17 protein-coding genes are annotated in these 14,800 nt (G+C 46.2%); 13 read left to right on the plus strand and 4 right to left on the minus strand.

Annotation, left to right across the window (positions count from 1 at the left end; genetic code table 11):
* Positions 1 to 8: 8 nt before the first annotated feature.
* The 9 genes from cobA (at position 9) to nirD (ending at position 10,046) form a co-directional block, all read left to right on the plus strand.
* A complete protein-coding gene (gene cobA / locus J8Z23_RS16590) occupies positions 9 to 914 on the plus strand; it encodes a uroporphyrinogen-III C-methyltransferase (protein WP_434635555.1) in 906 nt (301 codons plus the stop codon).
* Entirely contained in the window at positions 911 to 1,864 is a 954-nt protein-coding gene (locus J8Z23_RS16595) for a glycosyl transferase family protein (RefSeq protein ID WP_077201801.1), read from the plus strand. The genes cobA and J8Z23_RS16595 overlap by 4 nt, the downstream gene beginning before the upstream one ends.
* Positions 1,865 to 2,091: 227 nt before the next feature.
* A complete protein-coding gene (locus tag J8Z23_RS16600; protein WP_434635557.1) occupies positions 2,092 to 3,009 on the plus strand; it encodes a dienelactone hydrolase family protein in 918 nt (305 codons plus the stop codon).
* A 73-nt stretch (positions 3,010 to 3,082) separates the two neighbouring features.
* Positions 3,083 to 3,664, plus strand: a complete 582-nt coding sequence (locus J8Z23_RS16605) for an ANTAR domain-containing response regulator (protein ID WP_434635558.1) — start codon at positions 3,083 to 3,085, stop codon at positions 3,662 to 3,664.
* Between the two features lie 265 nt (positions 3,665 to 3,929).
* Complete coding sequence (locus tag J8Z23_RS16610; protein ID WP_079401739.1) at positions 3,930 to 5,294, plus strand: CmpA/NrtA family ABC transporter substrate-binding protein; 1,365 nt, start codon at positions 3,930 to 3,932, stop codon at positions 5,292 to 5,294.
* A 72-nt stretch (positions 5,295 to 5,366) separates the two neighbouring features.
* The gene (locus J8Z23_RS16615) at positions 5,367 to 6,332 is read left to right on the plus strand and encodes an ABC transporter permease (protein WP_434635559.1); all 966 of its coding nucleotides are present in this window, start codon (positions 5,367 to 5,369) and stop codon (positions 6,330 to 6,332) included.
* Positions 6,333 to 6,343: 11 nt separating this feature from the next.
* On the plus strand, positions 6,344 to 7,180 hold the full coding sequence (locus J8Z23_RS16620; protein ID WP_005450080.1) for an ABC transporter ATP-binding protein: 837 nt from the start codon (positions 6,344 to 6,346) through the stop codon (positions 7,178 to 7,180).
* Positions 7,181 to 7,190: 10 nt separating this feature from the next.
* Positions 7,191 to 9,710, plus strand: a complete 2,520-nt coding sequence (nirB, locus tag J8Z23_RS16625) for a nitrite reductase large subunit NirB (protein WP_434635562.1) — start codon at positions 7,191 to 7,193, stop codon at positions 9,708 to 9,710.
* Positions 9,711 to 10,046 carry a nitrite reductase small subunit NirD gene (nirD, locus tag J8Z23_RS16630; RefSeq protein WP_031412669.1) on the plus strand — a complete coding sequence of 112 codons (336 nt, stop codon included), beginning with the start codon at positions 9,711 to 9,713 and terminating at the stop codon, positions 10,044 to 10,046. It abuts the gene before it with no gap.
* Between the two features lie 98 nt (positions 10,047 to 10,144).
* Here the strand turns inward: nirD and J8Z23_RS16635 are convergent, their stop codons facing one another.
* Positions 10,145 to 10,549, minus strand: coding sequence for a PPC domain-containing DNA-binding protein (locus J8Z23_RS16635; RefSeq protein WP_109169033.1), 405 nt, complete (start codon positions 10,547 to 10,549; stop codon positions 10,145 to 10,147).
* A gap of 1 nt (position 10,550) precedes the next feature.
* Positions 10,551 to 11,126 (minus strand): TetR/AcrR family transcriptional regulator, encoded by a 576-nt coding sequence (locus tag J8Z23_RS16640; RefSeq protein WP_005395660.1) that lies wholly within the window; start codon positions 11,124 to 11,126, stop codon positions 10,551 to 10,553.
* 145 nt (positions 11,127 to 11,271) lie between these two features.
* On the opposite strand from J8Z23_RS16640, the gene J8Z23_RS16645 reads away from it, so the two are divergent.
* From J8Z23_RS16645 to J8Z23_RS16660, 4 genes are all read left to right on the plus strand, one after another.
* The gene (locus J8Z23_RS16645; protein WP_256964656.1) at positions 11,272 to 11,886 is read left to right on the plus strand and encodes a glutathione S-transferase; all 615 of its coding nucleotides are present in this window, start codon (positions 11,272 to 11,274) and stop codon (positions 11,884 to 11,886) included.
* Positions 11,887 to 12,099: 213 nt separating this feature from the next.
* Positions 12,100 to 12,360: a hypothetical protein gene (locus J8Z23_RS16650; RefSeq protein ID WP_005395662.1), complete on the plus strand. Its 261-nt coding sequence runs from the start codon at positions 12,100 to 12,102 to the stop codon at positions 12,358 to 12,360.
* A gap of 29 nt (positions 12,361 to 12,389) precedes the next feature.
* Positions 12,390 to 13,583, plus strand: a complete 1,194-nt coding sequence (locus tag J8Z23_RS16655; RefSeq protein ID WP_301660081.1) for a PP2C family protein-serine/threonine phosphatase — start codon at positions 12,390 to 12,392, stop codon at positions 13,581 to 13,583.
* Positions 13,584 to 13,606: 23 nt separating this feature from the next.
* Positions 13,607 to 14,104, plus strand: coding sequence for an ATP-binding protein (locus tag J8Z23_RS16660; RefSeq protein ID WP_053808346.1), 498 nt, complete (start codon positions 13,607 to 13,609; stop codon positions 14,102 to 14,104).
* Between the two features lie 32 nt (positions 14,105 to 14,136).
* Here the strand turns inward: J8Z23_RS16660 and J8Z23_RS16665 are convergent, their stop codons facing one another.
* Positions 14,137 to 14,328: a hypothetical protein gene (locus tag J8Z23_RS16665; RefSeq protein ID WP_054868056.1), complete on the minus strand. Its 192-nt coding sequence runs from the start codon at positions 14,326 to 14,328 to the stop codon at positions 14,137 to 14,139.
* A gap of 34 nt (positions 14,329 to 14,362) precedes the next feature.
* Positions 14,363 to 14,698 (minus strand): Hpt domain-containing protein, encoded by a 336-nt coding sequence (locus tag J8Z23_RS16670; protein WP_005395669.1) that lies wholly within the window; start codon positions 14,696 to 14,698, stop codon positions 14,363 to 14,365.
* Between the last annotated feature and the right edge of the window lie 102 nt (positions 14,699 to 14,800).

Below are 14,800 nucleotides of genomic sequence, written 5' to 3' on the forward strand. Positions count from 1 at the left end.
ATAAGCACATGGAAGCGCCTTATCAAAAGTCTTGGTTTAAGAAAGGACAAGCGAGTCAGAAACAAGAACGCTCGTCTCGCTTTTCTAAGCATGATCAAGCAAGCAAACTGAACCAACTTTTAGAAGACCATTCACTAGACCTGGACGCGAACCACAAAGGTTATGTCTCGATTGTCGGAGCAGGGCCGCACGATCCTGACTTGTTAACGGTAAAGGCTGTGAAAGCGATTATGTCGGCAGAGGTGTTGCTTTACGACCGTTTGGTTAACAAAGATATTTTGGAGTTGGCTTCGCCACAAGCCGATTGGATTTACGTGGGCAAACGATGCGGACAACCTAGTATTGGTCAGGAAGAAATTTGTGACTTGATGGTATCGCTCGCTCAACAAGGAAAGCGAGTTGTGCGCTTAAAAGGGGGAGATCCTTTCGTATTTGGCCGTGGAGGCGAAGAAGCATTAGCGCTCGTCAAAAACTCAATCGCGTACGAAGTCATTCCCGGCATTACCGCTGCGATTGGATGTTCAGCAAACAGCTTGATTCCGCTGACTCATCGTGGCGTTGCTCGCAGCGTTACCTTTGTGACAGGGCAAGTGGTAACAGGCGCATTTGAAGCGTGGAGCCAACTGATGCAAAGCGGACAAACATTGGTGTTCTACATGGGATTAGAAAAATCGGCAGACATACAAATCGGTTTAGTCGGCGCTGGTTTGAACCAAGATTTCCCTGTCGCGATCATCACTCATGGTTGCAGCCCTCAACAACAAGTGCATGTTACCCAACTCAATCAGCTCAATGATTTATCGATTACACTTAAAGGCGTGAGCCCAGCATTGATTGTGATGGGAGAAGTTGTCAAACTGCGCGAACAACTAATAGAAACCGTACAGTCAGTGACGGAATACGAGGGAATATGAGCAGCATTTTGGAATGTATTAGAACAGTCGGTCGTGGCGAACGTGGTAGAAAACCACTGAACTTTGACCAAGCGTTTCGAGTTATGGATGAATACCTAAACGGTGAGTGCGACGACGATCAGATGGCAATGTTATTGATGCTGATCCGTGTACAGAACGAGACTCAACAAGAAATCGCTGGCTTTGTGAAAGCATTCCAATCCCGCATGCCTGCTATTGGTGCAGACATTGACTGGCCATGTTATGCGGGCAAACGTGAAGCAGCAGGTCAGCCTTGGCACCTGTTGGCAGCGAAGATCCTCGCCGATAATGGTCATAAAGTGTTGATGCACGGCTATCACGACCGTCAATCTGGACGTTTACACGCTGAAGACTACCTCGACAAATTTGCTATTACGAAAGCGGAATCAGCAGAAGACGCGAAGCGTGTGTTAGAAACACAAAACATTGTGTATATGCCGCTGAGTGCGTTTGCTCCTCAAGCAGAAACCATGATTGGTTGGAAGAATCGTTATGGGCTTAGAACGCCGATTAATACCGTGGTTCGAGCACTGAACCCGGGGCAGGCGACCGTCGGTATTCGTGGTAGTTTTCATCCTGGATTCCAACAACTTCATGCAGAAGTTGAGTACGAGATTGGTCAAACCGCTCACGCCGTTGTGTCATTCAAAGGACAATCGGGTGAGTCAGAATACAACCCGAAAGTAAGCCAAACGGTATGGTTAAGCCAAACAAGCGGCGTGACATCGCACTACTGGACGGAGCAAATGCTGTCTGAGGTGCCAATGCCAGTAAATTGCCCGTTTGGTACGTCAGAAGATGACATGAACCAAATGGCGAATACGGTTTTAGCGACGATGACAGTGGTTCTATTTGCACAAATGCACGACAGAGAAAAAGCATTTGAACGTGCCTTTTCTTACTGGCAAGCCTATTGCGGCCAGCAATAACGTACTATTGTCAATGAATGTAAAACCGACGACGCAAAGTTGTTGAATCTGAATCCATTATCTATTGTTTGAAGAAGGTAAAAGATCCTAGCTCGCCAGTGATGTGTTTCACCGCCGCGTTCCGTATCAGGGGTGAAACCACCGTTCAAGAATCAGTCGCGTTCGTTTTTAGCTTCGCGTTTGAGAATGAGAAAATCCCATATGGTAAGACACAGAGGACATGGATAATGGTTCTAAAGCATACCACTCCTAGTGAAAAGGCTTCTCACCCAATTCCGCAAGAAGCCTTCGATTGGTACGACGAATACGCCCACGGAAAAATCTCGCGCCGTGAGTTTCTTAATAGGCTAGGTGGTCTTGCGGTGCTTGGCTTTAGCATGACAGCACTGGTCGATGCGTTAACTCCGAATTACGCACTGGCAGAACAAGTTTCATTTAACGATCCTGACATCAAAGCAATCTACGAAACCTTCCCATCCCCAAACGGGCATGGAGAGGGGCGCGGCTATTTGGTGATGCCACAGAAGAAGACCTTAAAATCACCGACGGTGTTAGTGGTTCACGAAAATCGTGGGTTGAACCCTTATATCAAAGACGTGGCTAGGCGACTCGCGAAAGACGGCTTTATTGCTTTTGCCCCAGATGCCCTATACCCACTTGGTGGTTATCCGGGGAATGATGATGAGGGTCGCGCCATGCAGAAAGAGATGGACAGATCTAAGATCGAGCAAGACTTTATTGCGGCGGCCAATTTCATCAAACAGCATGAGGATGGGAACGGTAAGTTGGGGGCGGTCGGGTTCTGCTTCGGTGGTTACATTGTCAATATGCTTGCAGCAGTGATGCCCGATGAGCTTGATGCAGGTGTGCCTTTCTATGGAACACCTGCGGCGCAAGAGATCCAAAAGCAAGTCAAAGGGCCATTGATGATTCACTTTGCTGGGCTTGATAAGCGCGTTAACGACACATGGCCAGCTTATGAGCAGCAGTTAATCGCGACCGACGCACAGTATCAAGCGCTAATGTATGAGAACGTCAATCACGGCTTCCACAACGACTCAACAGCACGCTATGCTCCGGAAGAAGCTGCACTCGCTTGGGAGCGCACACTGGGCTTCTTCAAAGAACATCTCGCCTCTAGTTAAAACGCTTCAACTTTAGTTGGCACATTCCTTGTTATGTCTCTATTAGTGAGTGAGATATAAACAAGGAATGTGCATGACTCAATCAACGTCAAAAACACCCATCATAGTATGCTGTGATAGCCTCAAAGAGCAGGCTCGATTATCCGGCTTATTGAGCAAAGATTACGACAACATCATTGGTTGCCAATTGGCACAGCTAGAAACGTTAATGCAACGAGAACCGTCAGCAAGCGTTGTGGTTGGATGGCAGCAACCAACCGCGGAACTGCGTTTAATTGTCGATTTCTGCCGCAGAAAATCGGCACCACTTCTTATCGTCTTAAAGCAGTTATCATCCAATGATATCAATCGGTTATCAGAAAAAATGGACTATGTGCTCATGCCGCACGATAGTGAGTTTGCACTTCAGCCTTGGATTGAACATGCGACATTAGTGAGAGCGAAATTCGAAAGTATGCAATCGGAAATTGAATCGCTGACCCACAAGATTGAAGAGCGCAAGCTGGTGGAAAAAGCCAAAGGTCTGCTGATGAAGATGCACAGTGTTGATGAAGATCAGGCTTATAAAGCGCTTAGAAACTCAGCCATGCAATCGAGCCAAACGCTCGCACAAGTTGCCAAGAATTTGATAACTACTTTGGAAGTGTTGGATTAGTTGCTCTACCACTTTGGGGTTAGGGTGCATTTTCTAACGTGGTGCGTGTTGCACTATCAGCAAGCAATAACAGGGAATAAGAAACGGTAGAATAAACTAATTTATTGTATTTACTGTGAAAAATAAGTTGGCACAGTAATTGGATTACTAGGTATGGGTTTATTGTTGAATCGCTTATCTCAATTATCAACGGCGGTAATTGTAGACTTAGCAACGGCGCTACTGCTCTTCGGAGTAGTGGCGCTTTTTTTATGGGAGCAAACCAATGAAATGGAGTTCGATGCTGAAAGTGTCAGCAATTTCGTTATCGGTATTCACCACGGTCAGCGTAAAGGCAGGGTTAGGTGAGCCAGAAATTGAAGACCTGAAGTTTGGTTTTATTAAGTTAACCGATATGGCACCGCTGGCGGTTGCTTATGAGAAAGGCTTTTTTGAAGACGAAGGCTTGTACGTCACTTTAGAAGCACAAGCAAACTGGAAGGTGCTATTAGACCGAGTCATCGATGGTGAACTTGCTGGCGCGCACATGCTTGCTGGTCAGCCATTGGGCGCAACGATCGGTGTCGGCACAAAAGCAGAAGTGATTACCGCGTTCAGTATGGATTTGAACGGCAACGCAATCACGGTTTCCAATGATACTTGGGAACAGATGAAGCAGTACATTCCAAAACAACCAGATGGCAAACCTGTTCACCCAATCAAAGCGGATGCCTTAAAGCCAGTGGTCGACAGCTATCTGGATAAAGGCAAACCGTTCAACATGGGCATGGTGTTCCCTGTATCGACGCACAACTATGAGTTGCGATACTGGTTAGCGGCAGGGGGGATTCATCCTGGCTTTTACGCACCAGAATCCGGTGACAACAGTGGCCAGTTGGACGCTGACGTTCTTTTGAGTGTTACACCGCCACCACAAATGCCAGCGACAATGGAAGCGGGCACGATCAAAGGGTACTGCGTAGGCGAACCATGGAACCAACAAGCCGTATTCAAAGGCATTGGTACGCCCGTCGTGACCGACTACGAAATCTGGAAGAACAACCCAGAGAAAGTATTTGGTGTTTCCAAAGCTTGGGCTGAGAAGTATCCAAACACGCATATTCGCGTAGTGAAAGCCTTGATTCGAGCTGCACATTGGTTGGATGAAAACGACAATGCCAACCGCCAAGAAGCAGTGAAGATGCTATCAAAAAGCGAGTATGTGGGAGCCGATGCCGAAGTTATCGCTAACTCAATGACCGGCACATTTGAATACGAGAAAGGCGACAAACGAGACGTACCAGACTTCAACGTGTTCTTCCGTCATAACGCCACGTATCCGTACTACAGCGATGCGATTTGGTATCTGACCCAAATGCGCCGCTGGGGACAAATCTCAAGCGAGAAATCCGATGATTGGTACATGGATGTGGCGAAAGAGGTGTACCGTCCAGATATCTACCAACAAGCGGCTCAAGCGCTAATTGAAGATGGTGTGTTGAGCAAAAAAGACTTCCCAGATTTCAGTGCTGAAGATGGTTTTCGCGCGCCACAAACACACTTTATCGACAACATCGTTTATGACGGTCGCGAGCCAAATAAATATCTAGAGAAGTTCTCTATCGGGCTTAAAGGAAAAGACAAGGTTTAACCATAACGATAAACGCCACAGGCGAGGGGATTCGCTTGTGGCAACAAGGATGTAAATTTCTTAGGAGTGAGTATGTCTAGTAATGTCATTTCCCTTTTTCCTGCGAAGCAGGTAGTGAACCGAAGTCGGCTGGTGCTTTTACCCGTCATTGGTTTGCTGATCTTTTTGGCAATGTGGCACTTAGCAGCGAGAGAAGTGCAAACCTCATTAGGTACGCTACCGGGACCAGTGCAAACTTTTCAGCAGTTCAGCAACCTTGTCGATGACCATTGGCAAGAGCGAGAAAAGGAACAAGCGTTTATCGAGCGTCAGGAAAAGCGCAATGCTGCAAAATTAGCCAAAAATCCAGATGCGGCAGTGAAGATTCGTCCCTACACAGGTAAGCCGACGTTCTTCGATCAAATCATAACAAGCTTAGTGACTGTGACTGCGGGCTTTTTGCTGGCGACGGTTATCGCGATTCCGCTTGGCATCGTGCTTGGTCTTAATCAAGGGCTGTATCAAGCGTTCAACCCAATCATTCAATTGCTCAAGCCCGTATCACCTTTGGCATGGCTGCCTATCGTTACTATGGTTGTGAGTGCCACTTATGTGACTGATGACCCGATGTTTGCTAAGTCGTTCATCAACTCACTGATCACAGTGGCGCTGTGTAGCTTATGGCCGACGCTGATTAATACCGCAGTGGGTGTAACGAGCGTTGATAAAGACTTAATCAACGTGAGTAAAGTGCTTCAACTTTCGTGGTGGCAGCACATCCGCACCATCGTATTACCTTCTGCCATTCCAATGATCTTCACCGGTTTACGTCTCTCTTTAGGTATCGCTTGGATGGTATTGATTGCAGCAGAAATGCTCGCGCAGAACCCAGGGTTAGGCAAGTTCGTTTGGGACGAGTTCCAGAACGGCAGCTCGGCATCATTGGGGCGCATCATGGTGGCAGTCATCACCATTGGTTTTATCGGTTTGATGCTCGATAGAGGCATGCTGCAACTTCAAAAGTGGCTGTCTTGGAATAAACAACAAGCGTTGAGATAAGGGAAAAGATCATGGAAAAAGCATTATTAGATCTAACGCGTTTAGGGATGCGATTCCCAACGCCAGATGGCGAGTTCATCGCGCTTAAGAACGTCGATTTACAAATCAATAAAGGCGAGTTTGTATCCCTAATTGGTCACTCTGGCTGTGGTAAATCAACGGTATTGAACTTAGTCGCAGGGCTGCACATGCCAACAGACGGCGGCGTGATCGTCGATGGACGAGAAGTAGCTGGACCAGGACCTGACCGCGCAGTGGTGTTCCAAAACCATTCATTATTACCTTGGTTAACTGTGTATCAAAACGTTGAGCTCGCAGTAAAACAAATTGCCGGCAAAAAGGGCAAAGCGTGGATTCAGGAGCAAGTGAATCACTATTTGGAGTTGATTCAAATGCAGCATGCCGCGCACAAAAAGCCGGATGAAATCTCGGGCGGTATGAAGCAGCGAGTCGGCATCGCGAGAGCACTGGCACTTCAACCAAAGGTTTTGCTGATGGATGAACCATTTGGCGCGTTGGATGCGTTGACACGTGCACACCTACAGGATGCACTGATGAAGATCCAAGCCGAGCTAAACAACACTGTCATCATGATTACCCACGACGTGGATGAAGCGGTGCTGCTATCCGACAAAATCGTGATGATGACTAACGGACCGGCAGCAACCATTGGAGAAGTGTTAGAAGTAAATCTACCTCGCCCTCGTGAGCGTGTCGCACTGGCGGATGATGCGCAGTATCAGAAGTGTCGACAAGCGGTGCTGAAGTTCCTTTACGAGAAGCAATCCAAAGTCGAGATTCCTGCTTCGAAAGAAGACAAACCCAAAACCGCAGCGCAAACGGCATAAGGAGGCAGCGATGAACAGTCCTTTAACGATTCCAGTAAAGAACGCATTGAGTCACATCGTTGTGGTAGGCAACGGTATGGTCGGGCAACACCTCGTCGAGCAATTAGTGCAGAAAAACGCGCATTTGGAGCACCGAATTACCGTGATTGGTGCAGAGCGCTTTATCGCGTATGACCGTGTACAACTTTCTTCTTTATTTGCGGGTAAGTCTCATGATGATTTGATGCTGAGTAACCAAGAATGGTACGACATGCATGGCATCCAACTCGTACTTGGCAGCCAAGTAACAGGCATCGACAGAGAGCAAAAGCGCATTCTGCTTGATGGTGAAGATGTGCTGGGTTACGACCAACTCGTGCTCGCGACCGGTTCTTACCCGTTTGTGCCGCCAATTGAAGGTAAAGACCGCGACAACGTTTTTGTCTACCGCACGCTTGATGATCTTTCACAGATCAAAAAGGCATGTGAAGGCGCAAGAACAGGCGCAGTGATTGGCGGCGGCTTGTTGGGTTTAGAAGCGGCAAACGCACTCAAACTATTGGGGTTAGAAACTCACGTTATTGAATTTGCACCCCGCCTGATGCCCGTGCAGTTAGACGATGGTGCTGGCTTAGTGCTAAAAGAGAAGATTGAAGCGCTAGGGCTAACCGTTCATACCTCGACGGGTACGGAGCGAATCTGCGATGGTGAAACGGCTAAGCATCGTATGGTGTTTAAAAACAAAGATCCTCTCGAAGTGGATGTGATTGTCTTCTCCGCAGGGATTCGCCCTCAAGATGAGTTGGCAAGGCTGGCAGCGCTAGAAGTAGGCGAGCGAGGCGGCATTGTGATCAATAACCAATGCCAAACCAGCGATGAAAACATATACGCGATTGGCGAATGTGCCCTTTGGGAGCAGAAGATCTTTGGTTTAGTCGCACCCGGTTACACCATGGCGAGAACCACTGCCGATGTCCTGACTGGAATGCCAAGCGAAGGTTTTAAAGGTGCTGACATGAGCACCAAACTCAAGCTGCTTGGGGTGGATGTGGCGTCTATTGGCGATGCACAAATGCAGACCGAAGGCGCACAAGAAATGGTCTTGCAAGATGCGGTTGCAGGCATCTACAAAAAGCTGGTGGTTGATGCGAGCGGCACCCAATTGCTTGGTGCGATTCTCGTCGGTGACAACAGCGATTACGATGCGCTCTTACAGTGTTATTTGAACAAAACGGTTCTGCCAGACCACGCGGCGAACCTGCTGTTTGATACCGGAATGCTGGACGGAGAGATGCCAGACAGCGCCATCATCTGTTCTTGTCACAACGTCACAAAAGGCGACTTAGTTGCCGAGATACAAGCTGGCACCACCAACCTGACGGATCTTAAAGCCAACACCAAAGCAGGTACTGGCTGTGGTGGCTGTAGCAATATGGTCAAATCGGTATTGGATACTCAATTGGCAGCCATGGGGGTAGAGGTTAACAACCACCTTTGTGAGCACTTTGAGCTGAGTCGGCAAGAGATGTTCCATATTTGCCAAGTGGAACAGATCAAAGACTTCGACACCTTAATCGCACTGCATGGCAAAGGGCATGGGTGTGATATCTGTAAGCCGACAGCAGCATCAGTGTTTGCTTCTTTGTGGAATGAACACATCATGGAGCCACAGCATCAATCTCTACAAGATTCTAACGATGCCTTTATGGCAAACCTGCAAAAAGACGGCTCTTACTCGATTGTACCTCGTGTTCCGGGGGGCGAAATTACACCAGACAAACTCATCGTACTTGGTGAAGTCGCTCAGCAATACGATCTGTACACCAAGATCACTGGCGGTCAGCGCGTGGATTTATTTGGCGCGCAGTTAGAACAGCTTCCTGAAATCTGGCAAACCTTAATTGATGCTGGTTTTGAAACAGGGCACGCCTACGGCAAATCGGTGCGCACCGTGAAATCTTGCGTGGGTTCTACTTGGTGTCGCTATGGTGTTGATGACTCGGTCGGATTAGCCATTGAGTTAGAGAACCGCTACAAAGGATTGCGAGCTCCCCATAAGCTTAAGTTTGCCGTATCGGGCTGTACTCGCGAGTGTGCAGAAGCGCAAAGTAAAGACATTGGGGTGATCGCCACCGAAAACGGCTGGAATCTATACGTTTGTGGTAATGGCGGCATGAGACCAAGACACGCTGATTTGTTTGCATCCGACTTATCCAAATCAGAGTTGATCACCATGATTGACCGAGTTTTGATGTTCTACGTCAGCACCGCTGATCGCTTGCAGCGTACGTCTGTGTGGATGGAGAACATGGAAGGGGGCTTAGATTACCTTAAGCAAGTGATTCTGGATGACTCTCTCAACCTATGTGACTCTTTGGATGAACAAATGGCGCGCGTCGTAGATACCTATCAATGTGAGTGGAAGAGTACGCTGGATAATCCTCAAAAATTGCAACGCTTCCGTCCTTTCTTGAACAGCACGTCGGGCAGCAAAGTCTTGCCGTACCAACGTGTGCGCGGTCAGCGTATTCCAGTGAAACAGGAGGTGTGAATGGCAGCTTTAACCAAAGTGAAATTGTGTCAGCTTGATGACCTAATGCCGTTTATCGGTGCCACTGTATTGATTGAAGGCGAGCATGTGGCGTTGTTCTACATTCCTGATAACGGTGTTTATGCTGTTCAGGATTGGGACCCAATTGGTAAGGCTTATGTGATGAGTCGAGGGATTGTCGGTGATATCGATGGTGAGATGTGTGTTGCGTCACCACTGTACAAACAGCATTTCAGCCTAAAGAGCGGGCAGTGTTTGGAAGACGAAGCGCACTGTCTAAAAACGTGGCAAGTAACGGTCGACGATAATCAGGTTTGTTACTTAGTCGAAGAATGATCCTCGAAATTAGCTTGCTCGATATGAATAAATTCTTGGCGTAAGAGACAAGCGAATAAAGCTCCAGAGGCAGCACAGTAAGGCTCTGGAGCTTTTTGCTATTTGGAAGGGTTCACTTGTAGTTCGGTATAGCCAGTCGAGTCGTCCATCGCTCTAGTGAACTCAAGTTCAAGATAAGAATAGATGATCAATTCTGCGGTAGTATCAATCACTGTGCCTTCCAGCAAATGTCCACCCCAAACTCGCCCTTCACGATCAGACACCGAGATATGAACGTGTTGATGTTCAGGCGTTAGGGTTCCCATCACAGAGACGATTTCAAATGGCTCTTGTTTGGTGAGCGTACTCTCTGCACCTGCCAAACGAAGGTTGAGGTCAGAGACACAGCCAACGCATGAGGTAATCGAGCCTGCTTTGATACCGTGCTGTTCGACCAATTTCGCTAGGCTGAGCTTTAAGTCCATGCCTTTGGTAAGACGTACTGCTATCACTTCAATCGACATGTTATTTCCTAATCAATACCAGTAAGCAGGAAAGCGCCGTATCCAAATCGGCATAACGTTTGGCTTTGCCAAGTACGCGCATGCCTTGCATGTTGTTGAGAACAAAACGAGCAAGCTCTTCTGGTTTCAGCGTTTTCGGCACTAAGGTTTCTTTCTGCGCATTGGTCAACGCATCTGCAATGATGTCGATAAGATGGTCAAATAAGAAATGCCCTTTACGCAGTACATCATCGTCTTCACCAGCGTGCTCAATCAACGCATTTTGGATAAAACACCCACAGTTGCGTTTGCGCTGCAGCTCAGCAAAGGATTTGAGGAACGATTCTAACTCAGGTAAAGACGCGTCGTCTTTTTCCAAATCATTCAGTGACGGTAGCGAGACCTTTTTCAAGTAGGTATCGAGCGCTTCGTAGTAGAGCTGTTGCTTGTCACCATAGGTGTTGTAAAGACTGAAGCGGTTGATGTTCAACTCGTCGGTGAGATCCGAGATGGATGTATTAGCGAAACCTTTACGCCAAAAAACGTCCATAGCGACTAATAGTTTTTCTTCTCGATCGAAGTTGGCTTTTCTTGCCATATGCGTACCTACCTGAGCGGTTTTTCTCAAACCACTCCTAAACTTATTGAACAACTTTTGGGAAATGAAGTTCTTGACTGATCGTTTATAAACTGGCTACAGTATATCCTAACCAATCGGTTAGAAAAAGAAAAAAGGATATAAAATGAAGCTCTACGAAACCGCGATAACTCCAAGTTGTAAGCGAGTTAGCATTTTTTTAAAGGAAATTGGTGGCGATGTTGAACGCATCGCTTTAAATGTGCGTGACGGCGAAAATCTAGCGGAAGATTTCAAGCAAAAAAGCGTCAATGGAAAAGTGCCATTGCTTGAGCTTGAAGATGGCACGACGATTTGTGAGAGCGTCGCAATTTGCCGCTATCTCGATGAAGCGTTTGAAAACGATTTGGCGTTGTTTGGGGCAAACCAACTTGAGCGCGCGCAAGTGGAAATGTGGCATCGAGTGGTGGAGTTTCAAGGTCTATATGCCGCTTTTCAAGCATTTAGAAACATCACAGCTATCTATGAAGATAGAGAGCGTTGTGTCAGAGAGTGGGGCGAAGAGTCCAAGCAACGCGTGCAAGAGTTTTTACCGTTGTTAGATAAGCGACTTGGTGAAAGCGAGTTCATTGCCGCTGACCATTTTACTATCGTCGATATTACAGGCTTTATTTTGATTGGTTTTGCGATTAAAGGTCTAGAAATCGATGTGTTTACTACTGCACCAAACATTGCGCGTTGGTATGAGCAAGTTTCAGCTCGGCCTGCATTTCTAAGTTGATGTGCCAGCAGCGAGTAGATCATTGCTCGCTGCTATTGCCTTTCGAATTCACAAGGATATTCAAATTCTTCAGCTTTTTTCTTATTTTGTCTCCTATCGCCTATAATTGGAAAAACAACCTCAATGGGCTTCAATGCGTTTTAGAGCCTAGCGCTCTTAGTCTGTAGACGTTCTTTTCATAGTGGGAAGTCTATTAATAGACAAGGAGAGGTCATGCGTATTCAAGTTAAAACTATCAATAATGTTCTTATTGCTCTTTTAATGGTTTCGGTCTTTGGTCTCGTCGCGCTGTACCTCAATAACACACAGCAGAATGAACAGATTGAAAAACTGCAAAGTCAGTTAATAGAGAAAGAGCATCAGATATTAATCTCCAATGAGGCGCTGTCTTACACTCGATATCAACACCAGTTATTAGCTGAAGATTATAGTCGTTTTAGAAATGAGCAATCAGTGACTAGTGTTCTGCGTTAGCGTGCCCGACTACCGTCTTAAGGAGGCGAATGAAATCCATTCTTTTGGTCGATGACAGTAAAACAGTACTACTTTATATCAGCAGTGCATTAGAAAAGCAGGGCTATGAAGTTATTGCTGTTGAAGACGGACAATCCGCACTTGAAGTGCTGACTTATCGCAAAGATATTCAGTTTGTACTTAGTGACTTAATGATGCCTGGCATTAATGGTATTGAGCTGTGTCGGCAATTAAAATCGCAAGTTAGCGAACGTTACATTTTCTTTGTTTTATTGTCCTCTAGAAATGACCAAAGCTCGATCGTGAAAGGCATCGATGCTGGCGCAGATGACTTTGTGGATAAGAAAACGTCTGTCGAAGAACTTCAAGCGAGAATTCGAGCAGGTTTTCGCACTCTGCAGCTGCACAACAAACTCGTTGATAGAAATAAAGAGTTAGATGCAGCCTATCGAATGATCCATCAAGATTTACAGTCTGCTAGTCACCTGATGGAGCAACTACTCCCAGCGGAGTCGTCGATCCAGAACATGCAATTTAGTTACGCCTACAAACCGTGCTCCCAGATTGGTGGTGACATGTTGGGGTATTTTGAGCTTGATGAACAACATGTCGCATTTTATGTTTTCGATGTTTCAGGTCATGGTGTTTCGTCTGCTTTGATGGCTTTTTCTATCCAACAGACGTTATCTCAAAATCTGGGACCTGATTCGATAACCATGGAGCTAAGAGATGGCGACTACTGTATCAGTGAACCAGCAGCCGTTATTGATCGGCTAAACCGACGGTATCAGCAAACTAGGAACAGTCAGCTTTATTTCACCATGGTTTATGCCATTCTTAATACAGAATCAGGACAACTTCGCTATTGTACTGCTGGTCATCCTAAGTTCCTTGTTTGGCGAGCGAGCACCGAAACTACAGAGCTGGCGGGTGAAGACAACTTTATGATTGGCGCTTTGCAGCCGATGGAGTACGTTGGTAATCAAATTATTCTGAGTGAGGGAGATGTAGTATGGCTTTATTCGGATGGTTTGATAGAAGCGAGGCGAGGCGAGGCGATGTTTTCAGTACAAAGGTTGGCATCAAGTATAAAAGCTGTTTGTACTTCGCAATTAGAAGCAGAAGTGCAGGCTAGATGTGTCTTTGAACAAGTACAATCGTGGCAGAACAAAGATGAGTTTGATGATGATGCGAGTCTTTTACAAGTAAGGTGGCGTGGCTGATAGCCTAGGGATAAAGGAAAAAAATGTTCCAGAGCGAGTTTAAACGAACTTACGGCGGATCCCTTACTCGCTCTCGAAGTGCGAGCAAAGAGGTTGCTAAGTTTTTAATGGATAATCAAGTATCGTTAAGTACGGCTCAGTCGTTGGAGCTTTGTGTTGTTGAGCTTATGAACAATGCTTACATCCATTCTTACAGTGAAATTGAAGGCAAGCCGATAGACGTGGAGTGTAGGATTAGATGTGACCAAATGTCAGATTTCATTGAACTTAGGGTTTCTGACTACGGAGCGTCAATCAATGAAATGACATTCAACCAACATAAAAATAAACAGATTGAGGCTCCTAACTTAATGGATGATGATAGTTGGTCTGCTTCAGGTCGTGGACTGATGTTAGTCGCTCAATTATCTGACCAGTTCAAGTTAGAAAAAGAGATTGGAAAAAACACGTTTGTTTTAGTGAAGAAGAACGGAGAAAAACTAACAACCAAGCAAGATCTATTCACTCCACCTGGTCCCTAGCGTTAATCTGACGGTTACGTTGTATATTATTGTTATTTTGTATTTGTGGTTGGTGAAGGCGACAATAATGCTTCCAACTCTTCTGGTGTCAGGATATCACTGATGTTTAGCATATTGCTCTCATCATCTAACGCCATCTTTGTACGACTAAGCAAGTACCTCTTTTGAGTTGGCGTTAAGTCTTTGAGAGACTCAATCAGCTCCTTGAAATTGCTATTGTTCATTGCCATATTTCCCCCAGTTAAGCCTTAATTTGTTTTATTGCATATTCTTCAAGTAAGCAAAGATTTGTTGATTAATGGCAGCTAGCTCTTTAGTAACTATAGCTATATCTGAGCTATCTGGCTCGTTATCGTTTCTTGTTTCTGCTTCTATTTTTGTGAAAACAATGACAGCGGTTTCTTCACCAAAGCTCTCTAGAATGCCCTTTAGACTGTGAGCCAATAAGTAGAGTTCCGGCCAACATTTGTTTGCGTACAACTCATTGATACGCTGTATGTCATTGGCGTGGTCTTCTAAGTATGTGGAAAAAACGGTGACGATAAGATCTACGTCGTTCTCCATGTATTTATTGAGAACATCAAAATTAATCATGTTTACCTCTGACTAACCGCGAGGTAGAAAAATGTATCGGATAGGAATGTTGAAGTGGGGGGAGTTGAGCGCTGAACAGTGTGCTTATCACTTGAGCTAGAC

This window comes from Vibrio sp. SCSIO 43086 (genome assembly GCF_051132235.1).
Classification (GTDB): Bacteria; Pseudomonadota; Gammaproteobacteria; order Enterobacterales; family Vibrionaceae; genus Vibrio; species Vibrio diabolicus.

Coding starts and splice junctions, on each gene's coding strand:
- J8Z23_RS16640 (WP_005395660.1), bottom strand. CDS start 11,126: ATGGCAAGAAAAGCCAACTTCGATCGAGAAGAAAAACTATTAGTCGCT.
- J8Z23_RS16660 (WP_053808346.1), top strand. CDS start 13,607: ATGTTCCAGAGCGAGTTTAAACGAACTTACGGCGGATCCCTTACTCGC.
- J8Z23_RS16595 (WP_077201801.1), top strand. CDS start 911: ATGAGCAGCATTTTGGAATGTATTAGAACAGTCGGTCGTGGCGAACGT.
- J8Z23_RS16620 (WP_005450080.1), top strand. CDS start 6,344: ATGGAAAAAGCATTATTAGATCTAACGCGTTTAGGGATGCGATTCCCA.
- nirD (WP_031412669.1), top strand. CDS start 9,711: ATGGCAGCTTTAACCAAAGTGAAATTGTGTCAGCTTGATGACCTAATG.
- J8Z23_RS16655 (WP_301660081.1), top strand. CDS start 12,390: ATGAAATCCATTCTTTTGGTCGATGACAGTAAAACAGTACTACTTTAT.
- J8Z23_RS16635 (WP_109169033.1), bottom strand. CDS start 10,549: ATGTCGATTGAAGTGATAGCAGTACGTCTTACCAAAGGCATGGACTTA.
- nirB (WP_434635562.1), top strand. CDS start 7,191: ATGAACAGTCCTTTAACGATTCCAGTAAAGAACGCATTGAGTCACATC.
- J8Z23_RS16615 (WP_434635559.1), top strand. CDS start 5,367: ATGTCTAGTAATGTCATTTCCCTTTTTCCTGCGAAGCAGGTAGTGAAC.
- J8Z23_RS16600 (WP_434635557.1), top strand. CDS start 2,092: ATGGTTCTAAAGCATACCACTCCTAGTGAAAAGGCTTCTCACCCAATT.
- J8Z23_RS16650 (WP_005395662.1), top strand. CDS start 12,100: ATGCGTATTCAAGTTAAAACTATCAATAATGTTCTTATTGCTCTTTTA.
- J8Z23_RS16605 (WP_434635558.1), top strand. CDS start 3,083: ATGACTCAATCAACGTCAAAAACACCCATCATAGTATGCTGTGATAGC.
- J8Z23_RS16645 (WP_256964656.1), top strand. CDS start 11,272: ATGAAGCTCTACGAAACCGCGATAACTCCAAGTTGTAAGCGAGTTAGC.
- cobA (WP_434635555.1), top strand. CDS start 9: ATGGAAGCGCCTTATCAAAAGTCTTGGTTTAAGAAAGGACAAGCGAGT.
- J8Z23_RS16610 (WP_079401739.1), top strand. CDS start 3,930: ATGAAATGGAGTTCGATGCTGAAAGTGTCAGCAATTTCGTTATCGGTA.
- J8Z23_RS16670 (WP_005395669.1), bottom strand. CDS start 14,698: ATGATTAATTTTGATGTTCTCAATAAATACATGGAGAACGACGTAGAT.
- J8Z23_RS16665 (WP_054868056.1), bottom strand. CDS start 14,328: ATGAACAATAGCAATTTCAAGGAGCTGATTGAGTCTCTCAAAGACTTA.